15 protein-coding genes are annotated in these 20,568 nt (G+C 71.7%); 10 read left to right on the top strand and 5 right to left on the bottom strand.

Features of this window, described 5'->3' with window-relative positions; all coding sequences use genetic code 11:
• Nucleotides 1-34: 34 nt before the first annotated feature.
• Nucleotides 35-742, top strand: a complete 708-nt coding sequence (locus OHA25_RS23755) for an IclR family transcriptional regulator (protein WP_327589694.1) — start codon at nucleotides 35-37, stop codon at nucleotides 740-742.
• Nucleotides 743-757: 15 nt separating this feature from the next.
• On the opposite strand, the gene OHA25_RS23750 is transcribed toward OHA25_RS23755, so the two are convergent.
• The gene (locus OHA25_RS23750; protein WP_327589693.1) at nucleotides 758-1,693 is read right to left on the bottom strand and encodes a helix-turn-helix domain-containing protein; all 936 of its coding nucleotides are present in this window, start codon (nucleotides 1,691-1,693) and stop codon (nucleotides 758-760) included.
• A 141-nt stretch (nucleotides 1,694-1,834) separates the two neighbouring features.
• On the opposite strand from OHA25_RS23750, the gene OHA25_RS23745 reads away from it, so the two are divergent.
• From OHA25_RS23745 to OHA25_RS23725, 5 genes are read left to right on the top strand one after another with little or no spacing between them, the layout of a single operon-like run.
• The gene (locus tag OHA25_RS23745; protein ID WP_327589692.1) at nucleotides 1,835-2,707 is read left to right on the top strand and encodes a branched-chain amino acid ABC transporter permease; all 873 of its coding nucleotides are present in this window, start codon (nucleotides 1,835-1,837) and stop codon (nucleotides 2,705-2,707) included.
• Nucleotides 2,671-3,879, top strand: coding sequence for an ABC transporter substrate-binding protein (locus OHA25_RS23740; protein WP_327589691.1), 1,209 nt, complete (start codon nucleotides 2,671-2,673; stop codon nucleotides 3,877-3,879). Before OHA25_RS23745 ends, OHA25_RS23740 begins: the two co-directional genes overlap by 37 nt.
• Nucleotides 3,876-5,597, top strand: coding sequence for a branched-chain amino acid ABC transporter ATP-binding protein/permease (locus tag OHA25_RS23735; protein ID WP_327589690.1), 1,722 nt, complete (start codon nucleotides 3,876-3,878; stop codon nucleotides 5,595-5,597). The genes OHA25_RS23740 and OHA25_RS23735 overlap by 4 nt, the downstream gene beginning before the upstream one ends.
• Nucleotides 5,591-6,274: an ATP-binding cassette domain-containing protein gene (locus tag OHA25_RS23730; RefSeq protein WP_327589689.1), complete on the top strand. Its 684-nt coding sequence runs from the start codon at nucleotides 5,591-5,593 to the stop codon at nucleotides 6,272-6,274. The genes OHA25_RS23735 and OHA25_RS23730 overlap by 7 nt, the downstream gene beginning before the upstream one ends.
• 20 nt (nucleotides 6,275-6,294) lie before the next feature.
• A complete protein-coding gene (locus tag OHA25_RS23725; RefSeq protein WP_327589688.1) occupies nucleotides 6,295-7,707 on the top strand; it encodes an amidase in 1,413 nt (470 codons plus the stop codon).
• Between the two features lie 146 nt (nucleotides 7,708-7,853).
• Here the strand turns inward: OHA25_RS23725 and OHA25_RS23720 are convergent, their stop codons facing one another.
• The 3 genes from OHA25_RS23720 to OHA25_RS23710 all read right to left on the bottom strand — a co-directional run bounded on the left by OHA25_RS23720 (nucleotide 7,854) and on the right by OHA25_RS23710 (nucleotide 12,914).
• Nucleotides 7,854-9,635 carry an ABC transporter permease subunit gene (locus tag OHA25_RS23720; RefSeq protein WP_327589687.1) on the bottom strand — a complete coding sequence of 594 codons (1,782 nt, stop codon included), beginning with the start codon at nucleotides 9,633-9,635 and terminating at the stop codon, nucleotides 7,854-7,856.
• 24 nt (nucleotides 9,636-9,659) lie between these two features.
• Nucleotides 9,660-11,171 (bottom strand): ABC transporter substrate-binding protein, encoded by a 1,512-nt coding sequence (locus tag OHA25_RS23715; RefSeq protein ID WP_327589686.1) that lies wholly within the window; start codon nucleotides 11,169-11,171, stop codon nucleotides 9,660-9,662.
• 87 nt (nucleotides 11,172-11,258) lie between these two features.
• Entirely contained in the window at nucleotides 11,259-12,914 is a 1,656-nt protein-coding gene (locus OHA25_RS23710) for a PucR family transcriptional regulator (protein ID WP_327589685.1), read from the bottom strand.
• Between the two features lie 162 nt (nucleotides 12,915-13,076).
• Here OHA25_RS23710 and OHA25_RS23705 point away from each other — a divergent pair, with 162 nt between their 5' ends.
• From OHA25_RS23705 to OHA25_RS23690, 4 genes are read left to right on the top strand one after another with little or no spacing between them, the layout of a single operon-like run.
• Nucleotides 13,077-14,336, top strand: a complete 1,260-nt coding sequence (locus tag OHA25_RS23705) for an aspartate aminotransferase family protein (RefSeq protein ID WP_327589684.1) — start codon at nucleotides 13,077-13,079, stop codon at nucleotides 14,334-14,336.
• Entirely contained in the window at nucleotides 14,333-17,272 is a 2,940-nt protein-coding gene (locus OHA25_RS23700) for an FAD-binding and (Fe-S)-binding domain-containing protein (protein WP_327589683.1), read from the top strand. Before OHA25_RS23705 ends, OHA25_RS23700 begins: the two co-directional genes overlap by 4 nt.
• Nucleotides 17,269-18,717 (top strand): NAD-dependent succinate-semialdehyde dehydrogenase, encoded by a 1,449-nt coding sequence (locus OHA25_RS23695; protein WP_327589682.1) that lies wholly within the window; start codon nucleotides 17,269-17,271, stop codon nucleotides 18,715-18,717. Before OHA25_RS23700 ends, OHA25_RS23695 begins: the two co-directional genes overlap by 4 nt.
• Entirely contained in the window at nucleotides 18,714-19,688 is a 975-nt protein-coding gene (locus tag OHA25_RS23690; RefSeq protein WP_327589681.1) for a D-2-hydroxyacid dehydrogenase, read from the top strand. Before OHA25_RS23695 ends, OHA25_RS23690 begins: the two co-directional genes overlap by 4 nt.
• On the opposite strand, the gene OHA25_RS23685 is transcribed toward OHA25_RS23690, so the two are convergent.
• Nucleotides 19,678-20,415 carry an IclR family transcriptional regulator gene (locus OHA25_RS23685; RefSeq protein WP_327589680.1) on the bottom strand — a complete coding sequence of 246 codons (738 nt, stop codon included), beginning with the start codon at nucleotides 20,413-20,415 and terminating at the stop codon, nucleotides 19,678-19,680. The two genes, OHA25_RS23690 and OHA25_RS23685, sit on opposite strands and share 11 nt — an antisense overlap.
• Nucleotides 20,416-20,568: the final 153 nt, after the last annotated feature.

Below are 20,568 nucleotides of genomic sequence, written 5' to 3'. Positions count from 1 at the left end.
CCATGTGCGCCTGAAAGGAGGGTGAGGAGCTGTCGTGGCTGCACCGGGCGGGGAGACATCTCAGACACTCGACCGCGGTTTGACCGTGCTCAAATTGCTGGCCAGGAGCGAGGATGGCCTGACGGCCGCCGACATCGCCGAACGGCTCCACACTGCCCGGGCCATCGTTTACCGCTTGCTGCGCACTCTGGAGGCCCACGATCTCGTGAGCCGAGAGGGCGCGAGGTACGTCCTCGGGTTCGGCATCGCCGAGCTGGCCGGACGCCTCCAACCACGGCTCCAGACCACGATATGGCCCATTCTGCGCAAGCTTAGCGAGCAGACCGGCAGCACCGCGCTACTGAGCGTTGCCGACGGAGATCATGCGCTCATCCTCGTGACGGCGGAACCTCTGAACAGCACCTTCCACCTGGCGATGCGGGAAGGGGCGCGCCACCCCCTCAACGTCGGCGCCGACGGGGTGGCGATCCTCGCCGGCCGGCCACCGAGCGCCGGCGACACCGAAGACGTCCGGCTGGCGCGTGAGCGCGGCTACGCCGTCACGGTGGGCATGATCCAACCCGGCGCGGTCGGCATTGCCGCGCCCATCCAGGTGTCGGACTGGGCGACGGCGAGCCTCGGAGTGGTCCAGCTCGGTGTCAAGGCAGACGATGCGCTCGTTCCCGCCGTGATGGACGCCGCGGCCGAGGCCAGCGCGCGACTGTCGGGGGCGCCCCGAGCCGAAGCGGCCGAGCGCTACTAGGGGTTGCGGCACACGTCAGTCCGGGCGGCCGGCGATCGCCTCGCGCCGGAATTCGCGGGGTGAGAGCCCGTATTCCGATCGGAACAGCTTGCTGAAGTGGCTGGGGTCCTTGATGCCCCAGCGACCCGCGATGGTCTGGGCGGGCAGGTGGGCCAGTGCGGCGTCGGCGAGGTCCTGGCGGATGCGGTCCAGCCGGCGGCGGCGTACGTGGTCGCTGACGGTGTGGCCCTGTTGCTGGAACAGTTTGTGCAGGTAGCGCACCGAGACGTGGTGGGCGGCGGCGATCGCGGCGGGCGGCAGGTCGTCCCTCAGATGGCGGTCGATGTGGTCCAGGACCCGCTCCAGCAGGGCGACGCCGTCGCCGGGCGGGGCCGGCCGGGACGACTCGTGCAGCACCGTTCTGAGCACGGCCGTGACGTGGTGTCCCAGCTCGTGGCCGGCCAGCGGGCCCAGCCGCGCCGCCTGGTCGGCCAGCTCCATCAGCATGGCCCTCAGGATGCGCGCGCTGGGCGGCCCGAGGATGTCGCGGTTCGCGGTGAAGCCGCGGGAGATGCTGAACGCGGCCGTGGAGAGCCTGATCAGGAAGTAGCGGTAGGGGCCGTCGAATTCCAGCCGGAACGGCCGCGAGCCGGAGTAGAGCAGGAACTCGCCGGTGGACAGCGAGGCGAGGCGGCCGTCCTGTTCCAGCCGGCCGTTGCCGTCCCGGAGGAGTCCGAGCAGGTGCTCGCCCGCCGGAGCGGCCGTTGACCGCAGGGAGCTCACCCGGACCCGGTCCTCGCCGGTGATCTCGCACGCGCCCAGCGCGCCGAGGCGGTACGGCCTCGTCTCCGCCTGGTAGGGACGATCCTCGTCCCGGACGAGAACCGCGTCAGAGGCACCCGCCCCCTGACGTGCGGCCGTGTCGAGATAGCCGTAGACGAGGGTGCCGTCCGGCCTGTGCTCGATGGGCATGGCCCTCCTTCACCAGCCGTTGCGCATGCTCCAGTGTCGGGCCGGGCGCTGGAAGACCACAAGTGTGCGCTGCCACACCAATTCGTCCGCTGCCTGATGGCGATCATCTGAACATTCCTCAGGTGAAAGGCGGACCCCGGCGTGGACGTTCTGCTCGCCATCGTGGGCCAGTTCGGGCTGTACGGCCTGCTCACCCTCGGCGTCGCGATCATCTTCGCGGCGCTGCGGGTGGTGAACCTCGCCCAGGGCGACCTGGCGATGACCGGCGCGTACGTCGTCGCGACCGTCACCGGCGCCGCGTTCGGCTGGCGGGTGCTGCTGGCTCTCGTGCTGTGCGTCCTGCCGCTCATGGTGATCGAGCGAGCGCTGCTGCGGCGTCCGCTGGCCGACGGCCTGGCCACGATGCTGGTCACCTGGGGTGTGGGCATGGCGTTGCGGCAGGGCGCCGAGCTGCTGTTCACCTCCACGTCCCGGTCGGTGGCCGATCCCGTGGGCGGCACGGTCGAGCTGCTGGGCACGCCCTATCCGGCCTACCGCCTGGTGGCCGGCCTGGTCGCGGTGGTGGTCATCGGAGCCGTCCTGCTGGTGACCTACCGAACGGGCTGGGGGCTCACGCTGCGCGCGGTCGCGGACAATCCCACGATGGCGGCGCTGCTGGGCACCGATCCCCGCCGGATGCGGATCGCGGCCTTCGTCGCCGGCGGGCTGCTGGCGGTGCTGGCCGGGGCACTGTACAGCCCGTTGCTCGCGGTGAATCCGACGATGGGCTTCGGGCTGCTCGTGCCCATGTTCTTCGCGCTGCTGTTCAGCCGCCCCGGTGCACTCGGGACTGCGGTGGCCGCGGCGTTCCTGGTGGCCGCACTGGCCGTGCTGCTGCGTACCTGGCTCACCGACACTCTCGCCGACGTGCTCTTCTACATCGTCGTCATCGGGACCGCGGCGCTCCGGTCGCGTTCCCACGTACGGAGGTTGCTCTCATGGTCCCGTCGCATTCTTACTCCCGCGCGGCCGTAGCCACGACGGCCGCGGCGGCCCTGCTGTCGCTGGCGGCGTGCAGCGGCTCGGCCGTGTCCAGCGCCGCCGGCGACGCCGGCGCGCCATTGAAGATCGGGGTGGTCCTCCCGCTCACCGGCCCCGTGAGCGAGACGGGCAAGGCGCTCCAGCGCGGCTTCGAGCTGGGCGTGCGGAAGGTCAACGACAGCGGAGGGGTCAACGGCAAGAAGGTCGAGTACGTGGTCACCGACGATGCGGGCGACCCGGCGACCTCCACGCAGCTGGCCCGCAAGCTCATCCAGCAGGACCGCGTGTCGATGTTGTTCGGCACCATCACCGGCGACACCGCGGAAGCGGTGAGCAAGGTCGCGAACGACTCCGAGGTGCCGTTCGGCACCGCCATCCTGGGCGACAACGAGCGTTGTTTCCGCTACGCGTGGGGCTTCGGCGAGTCCACCCGCCAGATCCTCCTCCCGAGCGTTCCCGAGCTGATTCGCAAGCACGGCAAGCGGGTCGCCATCGCCGGGTCGGACTACAACTATCCGCATTTCTACGCCGGCATCGTCAAAGAGGTCGCCAAATCGGCCGGCGGGACGATCGTCGCGGAGGAGTACAGCCCGCTCGGGCAGACGGACTGGCAGTCGGTCATCACCAGGCTGAAGGACGCCAAGCCGGACGTGCTGCTGTCGATGGTGGTCGGCGCGGACGCGGTGGCCTTCAGCAAGCAAGGCCAGCAGTTCGGGCTGTTCCGCAGCGAGCTGGGCTACGACGGCGCGCCGTTGGACGCCGACTACTATCCGGCGCTCAGCGATCTGGTGAACGGGCGCACCCACATCGTGCGCTGGACCGATCGGCTCGACCACGCCGAGAGCAAGAAATTCGTGACCGACTACCGGGCCGCGTACAAGTGGACGCAGCCCATTCCCGAGGTGGCGGGCAACGCCTACTTCGGCGTCCAGTTCTTCCTCGCCGCCGCGGGCAAGGCCGGCCGCAACGACCCCAAGGCGATCAACAGTGAGATCGGGCGGATGCGGTTCGACTCGCCGCTGGGCAAAGGCACATACTTCGAGCCGGCCAACCACCTCCTTCAGGCGGACATGCTGGAGACCACCATCGGGCCGGGCGGCGCCTACGCGGTGACGCGTAACCTCGGCCAGATCACCGACACCGTTGCCAAGCAGGGTTGCCCGTGAGCGCTCCTCGCATGGCAGGCGCCGTCACCGCGCTGCTGATCGTGGCCCTGGCGGCGGCGCCTTTCGGCCTCAGCGCCTTCACCGTTGCCACCTTGACCCTCGGCCTGTGTTTCGGGCTGTTCACCTACGGGCTGGATCTGGCCTGGGGACGGGCCGGGCTCCTCAGCGTCGGCCACGCGGCCTTCTTCGGCTGCGGCGCCTACGCGGTGGCACTGAGCGAGCGGCACGGCATCCCCCTGATGCTCGCGCTGGCCGTGGCGCTGGCGGCGGCAACGATGATCGCGCTGGTCGTGGTCCGCATCGGCCTGGCCTCCGGAGTCCCCGACGCGCCGCTGATCTTGCTGACGCTCGGGGTCAGCCTGCTCCTTCAGAAGGCGGCCACCACGCTCACGTCGCTCACCAACGGGACCAACGGCCTGCCGGTGTCCACCTCGGACATCGTGTCCACCTACTACCGGACACTGGTCGCGGTCGTTGTGGTGGTGGGGCTGTGCACGTTGCTGATCGTCCGCAGCCGGTTCGGGGCGCGCCTGACCGCGGCGGCCCGGAATCCGGAACGTGCCGCGCAGTCGGGCATCGACACCGTCCGCGTCCGTTCGGCCGCCTTCGCCGCGAGCGCGGTCGTGTCGACGATCGCCGGTGCCTTGTACGCCCCCGTTGCCGGACTGGTGTCGCCGCCCGTGTTCGGCCTGGGGTTGTCGACCAGCGTCCTGGTCTGGCTCGCCCTGGGCGGCCGGGAGTCGACGCTGGGGCCGCTGCTCGGCGCGGTGGCGCTCACGACCGGCCAGCAGATCCTGGGCACCGCCTGGCTGGGCTGGTACGTCTTGGGGCTCGCCGCCCTGTTCGTCCTGGTCGTCCAGGTCGCGCCGGCCGGGCTGGCCGGGCTCGCCCGCTCCTGGCTGTCGGGCGGCAGGCCCGGCGTGGCACTGCCCCCGGCCGCCTCCCGGGACAGGAGGACATCGCCCGCGGCGGTCTCCCTGGACCAGCGGGCCGATACGCCGCCCGCGGCCGGTCGCGACGCCGCGCTGTGCCTGGAGGGGATCGCCAAGTCCTTCGGCCCCGTCCGAGTTCTCGACGGCGTGGACCTCGTCGTACCGCCGGGCCGGTGCGTCTGCCTGATCGGGCCCAACGGCGCGGGCAAGAGCACGCTGCTGGCCATAGTCGCCGGCCAGCTCGCGGCCGACGCAGGCACACTGCGCATCTTCGGCCGGGACGCGGCGGCCGTACCGGTGCACCGCCGGGTACGCATGGGCTTGGGCCGCATGTTCCAGATCCCCAGCGTCATCACGGCGCTGTCCCCCGCCGACAACATCCGGTTGGCGCGCATGGAGGCGCCGGTCCTGGCCGAGTTGCCCGAGGAGTACGAGGATCTGGTGACGAACGACGCGATCGAGGCGGGCACCCTCCCCCTGGCCGACCGCCGCCGCCTGGAACTGGCCATGGTGCTGGCAGGCGCCCCGAGGCTGGTCCTGCTGGACGAGCCGACGGCGGGCATGGGACGGCAGGACGCCCGACGGCTGACGCAGGAGCTGAAACAGGTCACCGTACGGACCGGCTGCGCCATGCTCGTCGTCGAGCACGACATGGAGATCGTCAGGGAGCTCGCTGACGACGTCGTCGTACTGCACGGCGGCGGGATCATCGCCCACGGCCCCATGGACGACATCGTGGCCGACACGGCTGTGCGCGAGGCGTACCTGGGAGCGGGCCGATGCTGACGCTGAGCGGAATGTCCGGCGGATACGGCCAGGCGAACGTCGTCCGCGAAGTGACCACGGAGGTCGCGGCGGGCGAGGTGGTCGCGCTGCTGGGACGCAACGGCACGGGCAAGACGACCCTGCTGCGCACAGTCTTCGGCCTGGCCGACCGGCAGGGCGGCGAGGTCGTCTTCGACGGTCGTCCCGTGCCGCCGGGCCGTCCCGATCTGCTCGCCAGGCGGGGCGCCGCCCTCATGCCCGAGGACCGCGGCGTCTTCCCGTCGCTGACCGTAGCCGAGAACCTCCGGCTGGCCACGCGGAAGGGGTTCGTCCCGGCCATCGACCCGCGGGAGCTCTTCCCGCTGCTGACCGAGCGGGCCGGCCAGCCGGCCGGCACCCTGTCCGGCGGGCAGAAACAGCAGCTCGGGGTGGCGCGGTCGATCCTGGCCGGGCAGCGCATGATAGTGATCGACGAGCTGACCCAGGGACTGCAGCCCTCACTCGTGAGCGAGGTGCTGGCCGCGCTCGCCACCGTCGCCGCGCACGGCGTCGCCGTGATCGTCGTCGACCAGCATGCCGGGCTGTTGCTCGATCACTGCCACCGCGCCGTCGTCATGGAGGCGGGCCGGGTCGTGCTCGACGCGCCGGTCGGTCAGGAAACCCGTCAGCGGCTCGACGAGCTGCTCATGGTCCGCTGATTTGCCTGTTTGGAGCTGATATGGATCCCTTCGCCGCCGCCGTCGACCTCGCCACGGCCGTACGCAAACGAGAGCTGAGCCCTGTCGAGATCGTCGACACCTACTTGCGCAGGATCGACCGCTACGATCCCGGCCTCACCTGCTTCGTCTGGCGGAACGACGACGAGGTACGCGCCGCCGCCCGGCGGGCCGAGCAGGCCGTCGCCGACGGCGCTGACCTGCCGCCCTTTCACGGAGTGCCGATTCCGATCAAGGAGCTGACCGAGGTGGCGGGGCAACCGGCCACCTACGGATCACTGGGGGTGAATGACCATCCGCGGACTTCGAGCGAGCCCGTGGTCGAGCGGTTCCTTGACGCCGGATTCCTGCTCATGGGGCGTACGAACAGTCCGGAAATGGGCCTGCTGTCCACCACGGAGAACCGCCGCTTCGGCAGCACCCGCAACCCCTGGGATCCGTCCCGCAGCCCCGGCGGGTCGAGTGGCGGCGCGGCGGCCGCGGTGGCGGCCGGGCTGAGCCCGGTGGCGCACGCCAACGACGGCGGCGGCTCCATCCGCATGCCGTCGTCCAGTTGCGGCCTGGTGGGGCTGAAGCCCAGCAGAGGTCGGGTACCGCAGCAGGTGGCGGCGTGGGAGCACGCCACCGTCGAGGGAGCCGTCACCCGCTACACGCGCGACGCCGCCGTGCTGCTCGACGTCATGTCCGTGCCGGACCGGCTGGCCTGGTACCAGGCGCCGGCGCCGGAACGCCCCTTCGCCGAGGAGGTGGGGCGCGACAGCGGGCGGCTGCGCGTCGGCCTGCTCACTCAGGCGCCCACCGGCATGCCGGTGGACCCCGTGTGCGTCGAGGCGGCCGAGCGGGCGGCGCGGCATCTGGAATCCCTCGGGCACGACGTCTTCCCCGTCGCTCCCCGCTTCTTCAGCGAGGAGGCCATCGCGGGGTACGCGCAGACCGTGCTGGACGCCAACCTGTGGGCCATGCCCTACGACCGGCCCGAGCTGGCCGAGGCGCATCTGCGCCGCCGGATGGAGCGCGCGGCGGCCAGGCACTCCGGCGAGTACGTGGCGGCCGCGTTCCGCCTGCAGCTGGAATCCCGTGCCGTCGTCGCGCAGTGGGGCCGCGACTTCGACGTTCTGCTCACGCCCACCATGGCCTGCCCCCCGCCACCCGTCGACGCCGTCCTCCAGGAGGCCAACGACAACCCCGACGGACTGCGGGTCACCGAAACCCAGATGATCTCCTTCACCGCGGTCTGCAACATCACCGGCCTGCCCGCGATCACCCTCCCCCTGCACAGCTCCCCCGCCGGCCTTCCCATCGGCGCCCAGCTCGTGGCCGGCCCCTGGGACGAGGCCGTGCTCATCCGCCTCGCCTCCGCCCTGGAAACGCTGGACCCATGGCCGCAGCGCCGCCCCGCACGCTTCACCGCCTGACAACGGACTGCCTCAAGCAGCCGGCTGACGACCCGCGAGCGGTACGTTGCCGATGGGCGCTGCTGGTCACCTGCCCCGCCCGGCCCTCCCGGGTCAGGGTCTGGTCGTTGGAGGCCCGGACCAGACGACAATTCCGGAGAGAGGGTTCAGGCTCGTCGGCCGGCGCGACTCAGCAGAGCTGTCGCCGCGACGGCGAGCACTGCCAGAAGGGAGAGTGCGGCGGCCGGGCCGAGAACCGTCCACGGCGCGAGCTCCGCGTATGACTGGTTCTCCGACAGCAACCGCCCCCATTCGGGTACGGGCGGCTGCTCGCCGAGCCCGAGGAAACCGAGGGAGGCAAGGACGAGGACGACGGTCGGCAGCCGCAGCAGGGCGTTGCGCAGCAGTGGCGGGACCAGGGCGGGCATCAGATGACGCCGGATCAGGTGGCGGCGGCTCGCCCCCAGGGCCACGGAGACGGCTATGTGCGTTGCGGCGCGTTCCTGCTCCAACAGCGCGGCGGTCTGGGCGGCGTACGGGCTCCACCCGACGAGGCAGACGGCCAGCGCAGCGCCGAGCGCCGACGGTCCGGTGACGGCGGTGACCAGCAGGCCCGCCAGGATCACCGGCAAGGTGGACACGATGTCGGTCAGACCGGCCGTGACCTGGCGCGCCAGTCCGGCGAGCACACCGAGGACAAGGCTGACGGCGGTGACGGCGAAGGCCAGCGCCGCGGTGCGGAGTGCGCCGTGTCCCAGCCGGGCGAGCAGATCGCGCCCGAGCGCGTCGGTGCCGAGCGGATGCTCGTACGAGGGCGCCAACAGCCGCCCGGCGGTGTCCACCTGGATGGGGTCACGCAACAGCCCGAGCCCGACGACGGTGGCGAGCAGCAGGGCGCACCCGACGGCCACGGCCGGCAGCGCACGTCCAGTATGCAGACCGGGCAGGGGTAGCGACGGCAGCGCCCCATCGCGTAGAGCAGGCCCGAGCATGGCGCGTCGTGCCAAGCGTACGATCAGTCCCGCGCCGGTGCCGAGCAGGATCAGGGCGAGGCTTCCGCTCTGCAGGACGGGCAGGTCCTGCGCGATGGCGGCATCGAGGGTGAGCATGCCGAGGCCGGGAATGGCGTAGATCTTCTCGACGGCGACCGCGCCCCCGGCCAGGCTGACCACGGTGGGCAGCAGTTGCGGGAGTACGCCGGGCACCGTGCGGCGCAGCGCGGCACGCATGATCCATCCAGGCGGCATTCCACTGGCGGTCGCCGCACGGGTCCAGGGCTCACGGAACGCGGCGGGCAGCGCCTGGTCGAGCAGTCCGCCGATCATCGCGCCGGAGGGTACACCGAGGGCGAGCGCGGGCAGCACCATCGACGACGGCCCCTCCCAGCCATACGGCGGAAACCAGCCCAGGTGCACGCCGAGGACGGTGGAGAGCACGGCTGCGAGCAGGAACTTGGGCAGCGCCGCCACCACCGCCGCACCGATTCCGGCCCTGTTGCGAGTGAGCCGGCGATGGGCGCCCAACCACAGCGTCCGGGCGCAGACCATCGCGGCGACGGTGAGGGTGACCACGAGTGCGGCCGAGGTGAGGGTGAGTGAGACGCCGAGCGCGGTGCCGAGGGCGGGCGCCACCGGCTCGCCGGAGACCCAGGAGGTCCCCGCGTCGCCACGTACCAGAGCTCCCAGCCAGTGGCGGAGGGCGGCCACCGGACCGGCGTCCAGACCGAGTTGTTCACGTACGGCGGCCAGTGCCTCCGGGGACGGGTCCTGCTCGCCGGAACGGGCACGCAGGACGGTGAGCGCCGCGTCCGTACCGGAGATCCAGGGCAGCAGGGCGATGACGGTCAGCAGCCCGGCCCCGGCGAACAGAGCGCCGAAGAGGCCGGCCCAACGGCCGCCGGAGCCGCGGGCCGGCGGGCGGAGCCGCGACTCCGCTGTGGTGACGCTCATGTGGGGCCCTCGTGACCGCTTCGGCTACTTCAGCCGGGTGTCGAGGCCTACCAAGGAGCGCTCGCGCGGATCAAGGATGGCGCCTTCGACGTCGGTGGAGATACCCTGCAGGACCTTTTCGTGGATGAGCGGCACGACGGCGTCGGTGGACAGGACGGCGGCTTCGGCGGCCATCACCTTGTCCTGGCGCGTGCCGGCGCCGGACTCGGCGGCGGCCGAAATGGCCCGGTCGACGGCCGGTTCGGCGAGCCGGGTGATGTTGTAGGAGCCCTTGCTGGTGTAGTCGCTGGCCAGGTAGGCGACCGGGTCGCCGGTGTCGAGGAGCGTCACCCGGGAGAAGACCAGCGCGTCGTACTTCCCTGCGAGCAGATCGGCCTCCATCTGCGTATATTCACGGACGTCCTGCTTCACGGTGAATCCGGCCTTCTCCAGTTGCTGCTGGAGCACGCTGGCCACCTCGGGCAGTTCGGTGCGATTGGTGTAGGTGGCCAGGGTGATGGCTGTGCCGCCGGTCTGCTGGTTGACCTGCTCGGCGGTGGCGGCCTTCACGACGTGCTGGACGGTGACGTGCTTGTCCCGGGTCCAGGGGATGGCGGGGCCGAACAGTCCCTGGGCGGCGTCGGCGTAGCCGCCGAAGACACTGTCCACGAGCGCGTCGGGCTCGACGGCCTCGCGGGCGGCGGCGCGCATCGCGGCGTCCCGGAAGACGCCGCTGCCGGTGTTGAGCAGCAGGCTGTCGGTTCGGGTGGACGGGACCTCGTGGAGGGTTCCGGGTGCGAGGAGCTCAGCCTGGGAGGTGGGGATCCACTCGGCGATGTCGACCGATCCGCCGCGCAGGGCGTTGGCGCGAGCGGTGCCGTCGGCGATCCACGACACGTCGATGCCGGCGGCCTTGGCCTTGCCGCCCCAGTAGCCGTCGAAGCGGTCAAGGACGGCTTGGGTCTTTCCGCTGAGCTTGGAGATCTTGAAGGGGCCGGTGCCGGCACCGATCGGGCTGACGGCACCGTTGGATCCATATGCCTTCGGGGAGAGGATGCCCAGGGCGGGAGAGGCCAGGCGCAGCGGCAGGACAGGGTCGACGGTGCCGGTGGTGAGGACGACGGTGTGGGCGTCCTGCGCCTTGGCGGTCAGCTCGATGTCGCTCAGCACGCGCGGTGCCGGCTCGGCGTCGGAGGCGTGTGCAAGGGCGTTCGCGACGGCTTCGGCGGTGACCTTCGTCCCGTCCTGAAAGTAGGCGTCGCGTAGTTCGAAAGTCCACGTGGTGTCGTCGGCCTGTTTCCAGGAAACGGCGAGTGCGGGCTTCGCGGTGCCGTCGGCGTCGAGCCTGGTCAGGCCTTCGACGACGGAGAGCTTGCTCAGCACCGTGGCGTCGTTGCTGTAGGGAGAGAGGGCCTGGGCCGGTGGCACGGCCAGGGCGACTGTGATGCGCTGCTCGGACCGGGCGCCGCCCCTGCCGGCGGAGCCATCCGAGAAGCAGCCGGCGAGTAGTGAAGTAAGGAGCAGCGCCGCGGCGACGCGGAGGGGGATTGTGCGCATAAGAGCAGTCCTGTGGTGCCTGGTCCGAATTGATCGCGATAAAGTTAGCCTAACTTAACTGTTTCGCTTTCAATCAACCCCTGCCATTCAGCGGGAGCCGAGGCGAAGGACGTCGAGGGCCGTCAGGGCCACGTGCAGCTCGGTGCGCCGCTGCCCGGACTCCAAGTCGGAGCCGAGCAGCCGTTCGATGATGTGCAGCCGCTGGTAGAGCGTCTGCCGCGACAGATCCGCCGCCTGGGCGGCGACCGTCTTGTTGCCTGCGGCATCCAGGTAGTGGCGCAGCGTGGACACCAGATCGGTGTTGTGCCGGTGATCGTAGTCGATGAGCCGGCCCACCTGGCGCTCCACATAGCCCTGGAGGCGTACGTCCGAGCGCAGCGCGTACAGCAGCTGCCGCAGCCCGATGTCCGACAGCTCGTGGTAAGGCTTGCGGGAGGACGTGCCGGGCAGGGCCGACTCCGCGACGTGAGAGGCGTCCCGGAAGGACCGCGCGGCCTGGGCGAGGTCGGCCACTTCCGAGCCGACGCTCACAATCGCTTGCGGGGCCAGTTCCATGGCGGCGCGGCCGATCAGCTCGACCGCGGGCCTCCACTGCTTGGTGTGCCGCAGCCCGACCAGCACACCGATCCGTCCGGCGCCCAGCTCACCCACGAGCGCGGGGACGCCGGCCGCCGTGACCTCCTTCACCAGGCTTTCCTCGAGTTCCGCGACGCTCACGCGGGACTCGTCGCCGGGCAGGTCCACGAGGACCACGACGTACCGGCAGTCGCGGGCGGGCAGGCCGAGCGCCGCCGTGCGGACCGCTGCCTCGCCGGCGGTCCGGTAACGCTGCTCGGCCAGATCCAGCAGGGCCCCGCGGTGCGCTCCGCGCTCCCAGGCCGCCGGGTGGATGAGGCGGGAGATCGCCAGGGACATCGCCGCCCGTTCCAGCACCGACGTGTCCACCTCGGCGAAGGCGGGTTCCACGGCGGTGCGGTCGGGCAGCATGACCACGCGCCCGCAGCGCTCCCCTCGGTATTCCACCGGGCACGCCAGCCATCCTTCAGGGCCGCTCACCGCCGCGGAGTCGGTCGGCGGCGTCGCGCGGGAGCGCCGCTCCCAATCCGTGAGGACTTCCTCCACGGTGCGGGCCGACGGCTCGCAGATCAGCGCCTGATGTGCCTGGTTCTCCAGCACGACCGCCCGGCCGCTCATCTCGGCCGCGGCGCGCATCACCTCTGCGGCCCCGGCGCCCCTCAAGGTCAGGCCGGTGAACGTCTCGTGAATCTCCTGTGTCCGGCGCAGCGTCTCCACCTGGTTGCCGAGCAGGAGCTCGTGGACGACCTGGGTGACCTCCAGGAAGTTGACGTCCCTGGACAGCAGCACCAGCGGCAGATCATGTGCTCTGCATGCGCGCACCAGTTCCTCAGGCGGGCGGTGGTAGCGCCGGACGAGTTCCAGAACGAGACCGGCGGCGCCGACCGTGGCCAGCTCGTCGACGTAGCGCCGCACCAGTGCCGGTTCGCGGGGCAGCGGCATGCCCGTGGTCAGGACCAGCTCGCCCCCCTTGAGGAAGGAGGCCGGGTCGGTCAGCTCTGTGATGTGCACCCAGCGGACCGAGCGCCCGAGCTGTGACTCGCCCGCGACCACCTGGGGCCGGCCGGCAGCCAAGACGGGAAGGGCAAGCACATCGGCGACGGTGAGCACGCGGCCGCGCACCGGCGCCGCGGCCGGCGATGGGACCTGATCCGGTGCTCCTGTCATGGCTCCTCACCGTACGTGACCCGGGTGACGTGCTGAAACGGCAGGTTGACACTTCGTCCAGAGAGGGGTTGCGGGGCGGACACATCATCCGTTGTCCGGCCATTGTGGCTCAGCCATGCTCGGATGCCACGCGACCGACGACCAGCAGTCTGGGAGACGAGTATGACCAATCTGTCGCCGCACCTCCGCCAGGCGACCCCCGTGGTGGCGGTCCGTGGTGAGGGAGTTCACCTGTACGGTGAGGACGGCCGTCGCTACCTGGACTTCACCGCGGGCATCGGGGTCACCAGCACCGGCCACTGCCATCCCAGGGTGGTCGCCGCTGCCCAGGAGCAGGTGGCGACACTCATCCACGGCCAGTACACGACCGTCATGCACCGGCCGCTCCAGGAGCTGGTCGCCGAGCTGGGCGAGGTGCTTCCTGAGGGGCTGGACAGTCTCTTCTTCACCAACTCAGGCAGCGAGGCGGTGGAGGCCGCGCTGCGGCTGGCCCGCCAGGCGACCGGCCGGCCCAACATCGTGGTCTGTCATGGCGGCTTCCACGGCCGGACCGTGGCAGCGGCGTCCATGACGACGTCGGGCACCCGTTTCCGTTCCGGGTTCGCGCCGCTGATGCCGGGCGTGGTGGTCACGCCGTTCCCGGCCGCCTACCGGTATGGCTGGGACGAGGACACGGCGACCCGCTTCGCCCTCCAGGAGCTCGACTACGTGTTGCAGACGATCTCCTCGCCTGCCGACACGGCGGCGGTCGTCGTGGAGCCGGTGCTCGGCGAGGGTGGATACGTGCCGGCGACGCGCGCCTTCATGGAAGGGCTGCGGGAACGGGCGGACCGGCACGGGTTCCTGCTCGTCATGGACGAGGTGCAGACGGGTGTGGGCCGCACCGGCCGGTTCTGGGGGCACGACCACTTCGGTGTCACCCCGGACATCCTGGTCACGGCCAAGGGCCTGGCCAGCGGCTTCCCCCTGTCCGGCATCGCGGCCTCCGAGGAGCTGATGAGCCGGGCCTGGCCAGGGTCGCAGGGCGGCACGTACGGCGCCAACGCCGTCGCCTGCGCGGCCGCCGTCGCCACCCTGCGCACGGTCCGCGAGGAACGCCTCGTGGAGAACGCTGAGGCCATGGGCAAGCGACTGCGCGCCGGGCTGGAGGAGGTGGCCGCCCAGCACTCCTGCATCGGCGACGTGCGCGGACTGGGCCTGATGCTGGCCAGCGAATTCGTCACCGAGGATGGCCGGCCCGCTCCCGAGATCGCCGCCCGCGTCCAGCAGGCCGCCATCGAGGAAGGACTCTTGCTGCTCCTGTGCGGCGCCTGGAACAACGTCGTGCGCATGATCCCGGCGCTGGTCATCGACGAGGCGGGAGTGGACGAGGGCCTCCGCGCCTGGAGCGCGGCGGTGCGGGCCGGAGTGTCCGGCAGATGACCGGCAGGCCCGGCGACGCCTCGCGCGTGTCCCACCGGCCCGCATCCGCCCGAGAGCTGCTGGATGTTCTCGGGCAGACCGCTCCCGGGCTGGATGTGGAGACGGACGTGGGCCGGCGCGCGCAGTACGCCTACGACGCCTCCAACTATCGGGTGCCGCCGCTGGCCGTCTCCTTCCCCCGGTCGGCCGGCGACGTGCGCGCCGTCGTCCGGGCCTGCCACGAACTCGGAATCCCCGTCACCGCACGCGGCGGCGGGACCAGCATGGCCGGCAACGCCGTCGGACCGGGCGTCGTGCTGGACTTCTCCCGTCACATGCGCCGCGTCCTGGACCTCGACCCCCACACGCGCACCGCCCGCGTGGAGGCCGGGGTCGTCCTGGACGACCTGCGCGCGCTGGCCGCACGCGAAGGGCTGACGTTCGGCCCCGACCCGTCCTCGCACAGCCGCTGCACCCTCGGCGGCATGATCGGCAACGACGCCTGCGGCAACCGCTCCGTCCGGCACGGACGCACGAGCGCGCACGTGGAGTCCCTGGAGATCGTCACTGCCGACGGCGTCCTGGCGTACGCCGAGCGCGGCGGGCTGCGTGCCGCCGACCCTGCCGACGGCGAGCGGATCGCGCGGCTGGAGAAGGACCTGCGGCGGCTCGTGGAGGAGAATCTCGCGCCGATCCGCACCGAGCTCGGCCGTATCCCGCGGCAGGTCTCCGGCTACCAGCTCCAGCACCTGCTGCCCGAACGCGGTTTCGACGTCCCCCGCGCTCTCGTCGGCACCGAGGGCACCTGTGTGCTGGTCACGGGGGCCACCGTGCGCCTGGTGCCGCAGCCTTCGGCCACCGCGCTGCTCGTCCTCGGCTACGACGACGTGGTCGCCGCCGCCGAAGACGTGCCGGAGATCCTGCGCTGGTCGCCCACCGCTGTCGAGGGCATGGACGAGGCCATCGTCGCCACCATGCGCGCCCGCCGCGGCCCCGGCTCGGTCACCGGCCTCCCGGACGGGCGTGCCTGGCTGTACGTCGAACTGGACGGCGAAGACACGGATGATCCCGCGGCCACGGCCCAGGACCTGCTCGGCGTCCTGCGTTCGCGCGGGCGGCTGGTGGCCGGGCGGGTGGTGGAGAGCGATGCCGAACGCAGGTCACTGTGGCGGGTTCGCGAGGATGGCGCCGGTCTTGCCGCCCGGCTGGTGGACGGTGGCGAGTCGTGGCCGGGCTGGGAGGACGCGGCCGTCGATCCGTCGAACCTGGCGGCCTACCTGCGAGACTTCCGCGCCCTGCTGACAGCGCACGGGCTGGGCGGCGTGCTGTACGGGCACTTCGGAGCCGGCTGCGTCCACGTGCGCATCGACTTCGACTGGTCCACGGACGACGGCAGGGCGGCGGCGCGACGGTTTCTGCGCGAGGCCGCGACGCTGGTCACCCGGCACGGCGGCACCCTGTCCGGAGAACACGGCGACGGGCGCGCCCGCGGCGAGCTGCTGGAGATCATGTACGGGCCGCGCATGCTGGAGCTGTTCGCCGCCGTCAAGCGGCTGTTCGACCCGGAAAGACTGCTCAACCCCGGCGTCATCGTCGACCCGGCGCCGCTCGACGCCGACCTTGCCCTCGACGTGCCCCCCGCCGCGCGCACCTGGCCCACCTTGACGCTTTTCCCGCAGGACACCGACGGTTTCGCCGGGGCGGTGCGCCGCTGCGTCGGCGTCGGCCGCTGCCGTGCCGATTCGGGTGGAGTCATGTGCCCCAGCTACCGTGCCACCCGAGACGAGCGTGACTCCACGCGCGGCAGGGCGCGTGTCCTGCAGGAGATGCTGCGCGGCGAGGCGATCACTGACGGCTGGCGCTCCGAGGAGGCGCGCGACGCGCTTGACCTGTGCCTGTCGTGCAAGGCGTGCTCGGCTGACTGCCCCACGGGCGTTGACATGGCCACGTACAAGGCGGAGTTCCTGCACCGGCACTACCGCGGTCGGCCGCGGCCCCGTACTCATTACTCCCTGGGCTGGCTTCCCGCGGTCGCGCGCGTGGCCACCCTGGCGGCCGGGCCGGTCAACGCACTGCTACGCGGCCCGGCCGGGCGCTTGCTGGCCCGGCTGGGCGGCATCGCGCCGCAGCGGCGGCTGCCCGCGTTCGCCCCTCGACAGGCCCTGCGCGCAGCCCTCCCCGCTACTCCCCCGGGCGCGCGGAAGCCACGAGCGTTGCTGTTCGTCGACAGCTTCACCGCGGCGTTCCGGCCGGACGTGGCGGCGGCCACCTCCCGGGTCCTCGCCGCCGCCGGCGTGCCGGCCGCGCCGCAGGCAGGACTGTGCTGCGGGCTGACCTGGATCAGCACCGGCCAGCTGACCGTGGCGCGCCGCATCATGGCGCGTACGGTCGCGCGGCTCGACGGCGGTCCGCACGCGGGGCTTCCGATCGTGGTGCCCGAGCCGAGCTGCGCGGCCGCACTCGCCCACGACCTGCCCAGGTTGCTCGGCACCGAGGCCGCCGAGCGGGTGGCGCGCCGGATCCACACACTCACCGCTGCCCTGGACGAACTCGCCGCGCCGGGATGGGAGCCGCCCCCGCTGCCCGGCCGCGTCGTGTTGCAGACCCACTGCCACGAGTACGCCCAGTTCCCCGGGCACCGGCCACGCGACCTGCTGCACCGCCTCGGCGTGCGGGAGGTCGCCGAGGCGGAGGGCTGCTGCGGCCTGGCGGGCAACTTCGGCTTCGAGGCCCAGCACTACGACACCTCCATGGCCGTCGCCGACCTGGCCCTGCGCCCCAAGCTGGACGAGTTGCGCGACGGGATGGTGGTGGCCGACGGGTTCGGCTGCGCCACCCAGGTGGAGCACCTCGGCGCAGACCAGGGCATCGCCGCGGTGCACCTGGCCGAGCTGCTCGACCCCGGCCCGACGACGCAGACAGACATTCAAACCGACCGAAAGGCAGGTTCACCATGACCTCACCCATCGACCAAGTGCCGAAGCGGCTGTTCATCGCCGGCCAGTGGGCCGACGCCGCCTCCGGCGCCACCATGCCCGTCGAAGACCCCGCCACCGGACAGGTCCTCTGCCACGTGGCCGACGCCGGCCCCGAGGACGGGCGGCGCGCCGAGGAGGCGGCGGTCGCCGCGCAGGAGGAGTGGGCGCGCACCGCGCCCCGTGCCCGCAGCGAGATCCTGCGTCGCGCGTACGACATCATCATGTCCCGCACGGATGAGCTGGCCCTGCTCATGACGTCCGAAATGGGCAAGTCCCTCGCGGAGGCACGCGGGGAGGTAGCCTACGCGGCGGAGTTCTTCCGCTGGTTCTCCGAGGAGGCGGTGCGGATCGAAGGGGCGTACGGCACATTGCCCGACGGCCGCAACCGCATGCTGCTCATGCGCCGCCCGGTCGGGCCCTGCCTGCTGATCACCCCCTGGAACTTCCCCCTCGCCATGGGCACCCGCAAGATCGGCCCGGCGATCGCCGCCGGCTGCACGATGGTGCTCAAGCCGGCGCCGCAGACGCCGCTGTCGAGTCTCGCGCTGGCCGCCATTCTGCGGGAGGCGGGACTGCCCGACGGGGTGCTGAACGTCATCCCCACCTCCGATCCCGGCGCGCTGGTCGAGCCGATGCTGCGCGGCGGACGCATCCGCAAGCTGTCCTTCACCGGATCCACGCAGGTGGGCCGCACGTTGCTGGCCCAGTGCGCCGGCACCGTCGTCCGCACCTCCATGGAGCTGGGCGGCAATGCGCCGTTCATCGTCTTCGGCGACGCCGACCTGAACGTGGCCGTGGACGGCGCGATGGTGGCGAAGATGCGCAACATGGGCGAGGCGTGCACCGCCGCCAACCGGTTCTTCGTGCATTCCTCCGTCGCCGACGAGTTCGCGGCACGGCTCGCCGAGCGCATGGGGTCGCTGGTCGTGGGGCCGGGCACCGAGCCCGGCGTGGACGTCGGCCCGCTCATCGACCGGGCGGGCCGGGCCAAGGTCGCCGACCTGGTCGCCGACGCCGTCGAGCGCGGCGCGAAGGTGCTGGTCGGCGGCGAGATCCCGGACGGTCCCGGCTGCTTCTACCCGCCCACGGTCCTCATGGGCGTCGACCCGGGTTCCCGGCTGCTGGGCACGGAGATCTTCGGGCCGGTGGCGGCCGTGCTGACGTTCGACGACGAGGACGAGGTCGTCAGGGCCGCCAACGACACCGAGTGGGGGCTGGTCGCGTACGTGTTCACCCGGGATCTGGGCCGCGCCTTGCGGGTGGGCGAGCGGCTGGAGGTGGGCATGGTCGGCCTCAACACCGGGCTGGTGTCCAACCCGGCGGCGCCCTTCGGCGGCGTCAAGCAGTCGGGGCTGGGCAGGGAGGGCGGCCGGGTCGGCATCGAGGAGTTCCTCGAGTACAAGTACCTGGCCATACCGGCGTGAACGGCCGTCCCCTCCTGGTCGCCCTGCACGACGGCACGCCGCTGCCGCACCCCGAACGCGTCGAGGCGCTCGCCGACGTCCGCCACGTCGGCGAGGACTGCCTGGCGGACGCCCTGCCCGGCGCGGACGTGCTGCTCGTGGGCGGTGCCGGGTTCACCGGCATCACGCGCGCCTGGCCGGCGGATCCCGCGCTCGCGCCGCGCTGGGTCCACGTGGCCGCCACCGGCGTGGAACACGTGCTGTTCGACGCGCTGGTACGCGACCCTGGACTCACTTTGACCAACTCGCGCGGCATCTATGACGAGGCGATCGCCGAGTACGTCCTCGGACTGATCCTCGCCATGGCGAAAGACCTGTCGAGCACTCTCGCTCACCAGCGGCGGCGCGAGTGGCGATGGCGGGAGAGCGAGCGGATCGGCGGCCGGACCGCGCTGGTGGTCGGCACGGGCCCGATCGGCCGAGCCATCGCCCGCCAGCTGCGTGCCACCAAGATGCGGGTCAGCGGCGCGGGCCGTACCGGACGATCCGGCGATCCCGACTTCGGGACCGTGCACGGCAGCGGCGAGCTGCTCACCGTGCTCAGCGAGGCCGACTACGTCGTCCTGGCCGCACCCCTCACCCCGCAGACGCGCGGGATGATCGACGAGCGGGCGCTGCGGGCGATGAAACCCACCGCCCGGCTCGTCAACGTGGGCCGCGGCGGGCTGGTCGTGCAGGACGCCCTCGTGGAGGCACTGCGCGGCAGGCGGCTCGCGGGAGCCGCGCTGGACGTCTTCGACGACGAGCCGCTACCGAGCGACTCGCCGCTGTGGGACCTGCCCGGGATGATCGTCTCGCCGCACATGGCAGGTGACGTGCACGGCTGGCGGGAGGCACAAGCCGAGCTGTTCCTCGACAACCTGCGCCGTTACCTCGCCGGTCGGCCGCTGCGCAACGTCGTGGACAAGGGAAGGGGGTACGTCACCGGCTGAGCCGGCGGGCGGTGATCTCCGCCGCCGTCTCGGCGACCAGGCGGCCCAGCTCGGGCAGCCGGTCCTCGTCGAAGCGCGAGTCCGGCATGGACACCGCCACCGCGGCGAGCGGCGTGCCGTCCGCCTCCAGGATGGGCGCGGCGATGGCGCAGACGTCCGCACGGTACTGGTTGCGGTTGACCGCGTACCCGTCGCTCCGCACCTGTGCCAGCTTGGCGCGCAGCTCGTCGGGGTCGGTGACGGTCGCCTCACCGTAGCTCTCCAGCCCGCGCGCGACGACCTCGTTCACGTCGTTCGCGCGCAGGTGGGCGAGCACCGCCTGGCCGACCGCGGTCGCGTGCAGCGGCGAGGTGCCGCCGATCTCGATGAACGTGCGCACCGCTCGATCGCAATCGACACGGTCGACCACGACCATGCCCTGCAGCCCGTCGAGCACCGACAAGTGGACGGTCTCGTTGACCTCGTCACGCACGCGCTCCATGGGCTCGCGCGCGGCGGCGAACAGGCTCGCGCCCTGCAGCGCGGCAGGGCGGACGGCCAGCACCCGCGCGCCGATCTCCCACCGCGTCGTGTCGCCCCGGCTGGCCCGCAGCCATCCGGCCTCGTGCAGCGTCACCAGCGTGCGCTGCACCGTCGATTTGGGGAGACCGAAGTGCTTGGCCAGCTCCCCCACGGTCACCGGCTGCTGCTGTGCGACGGCTTCCAGGATCCGGAGGCTGCGCGTCACGCTCTTCATCTCCACAAGATCTCCCCAGGTAAATAGCAGGTAACCACCGGTACACACCCTCTTGACGGGGAAGCCGCCGCGTCTTAATAATGCCAAATAGTAGCACGCCGTTCCACATTGTGGCACGGCACCACGAGGCCCGACACGCGGAGC

It is taken from the genome of Nonomuraea sp. NBC_00507 (genome assembly GCF_036013525.1).
Lineage (GTDB): Bacteria > Actinomycetota > Actinomycetes > Streptosporangiales > Streptosporangiaceae > Nonomuraea.
This window is presented reverse-complemented; position numbering and strand designations above follow the sequence as displayed.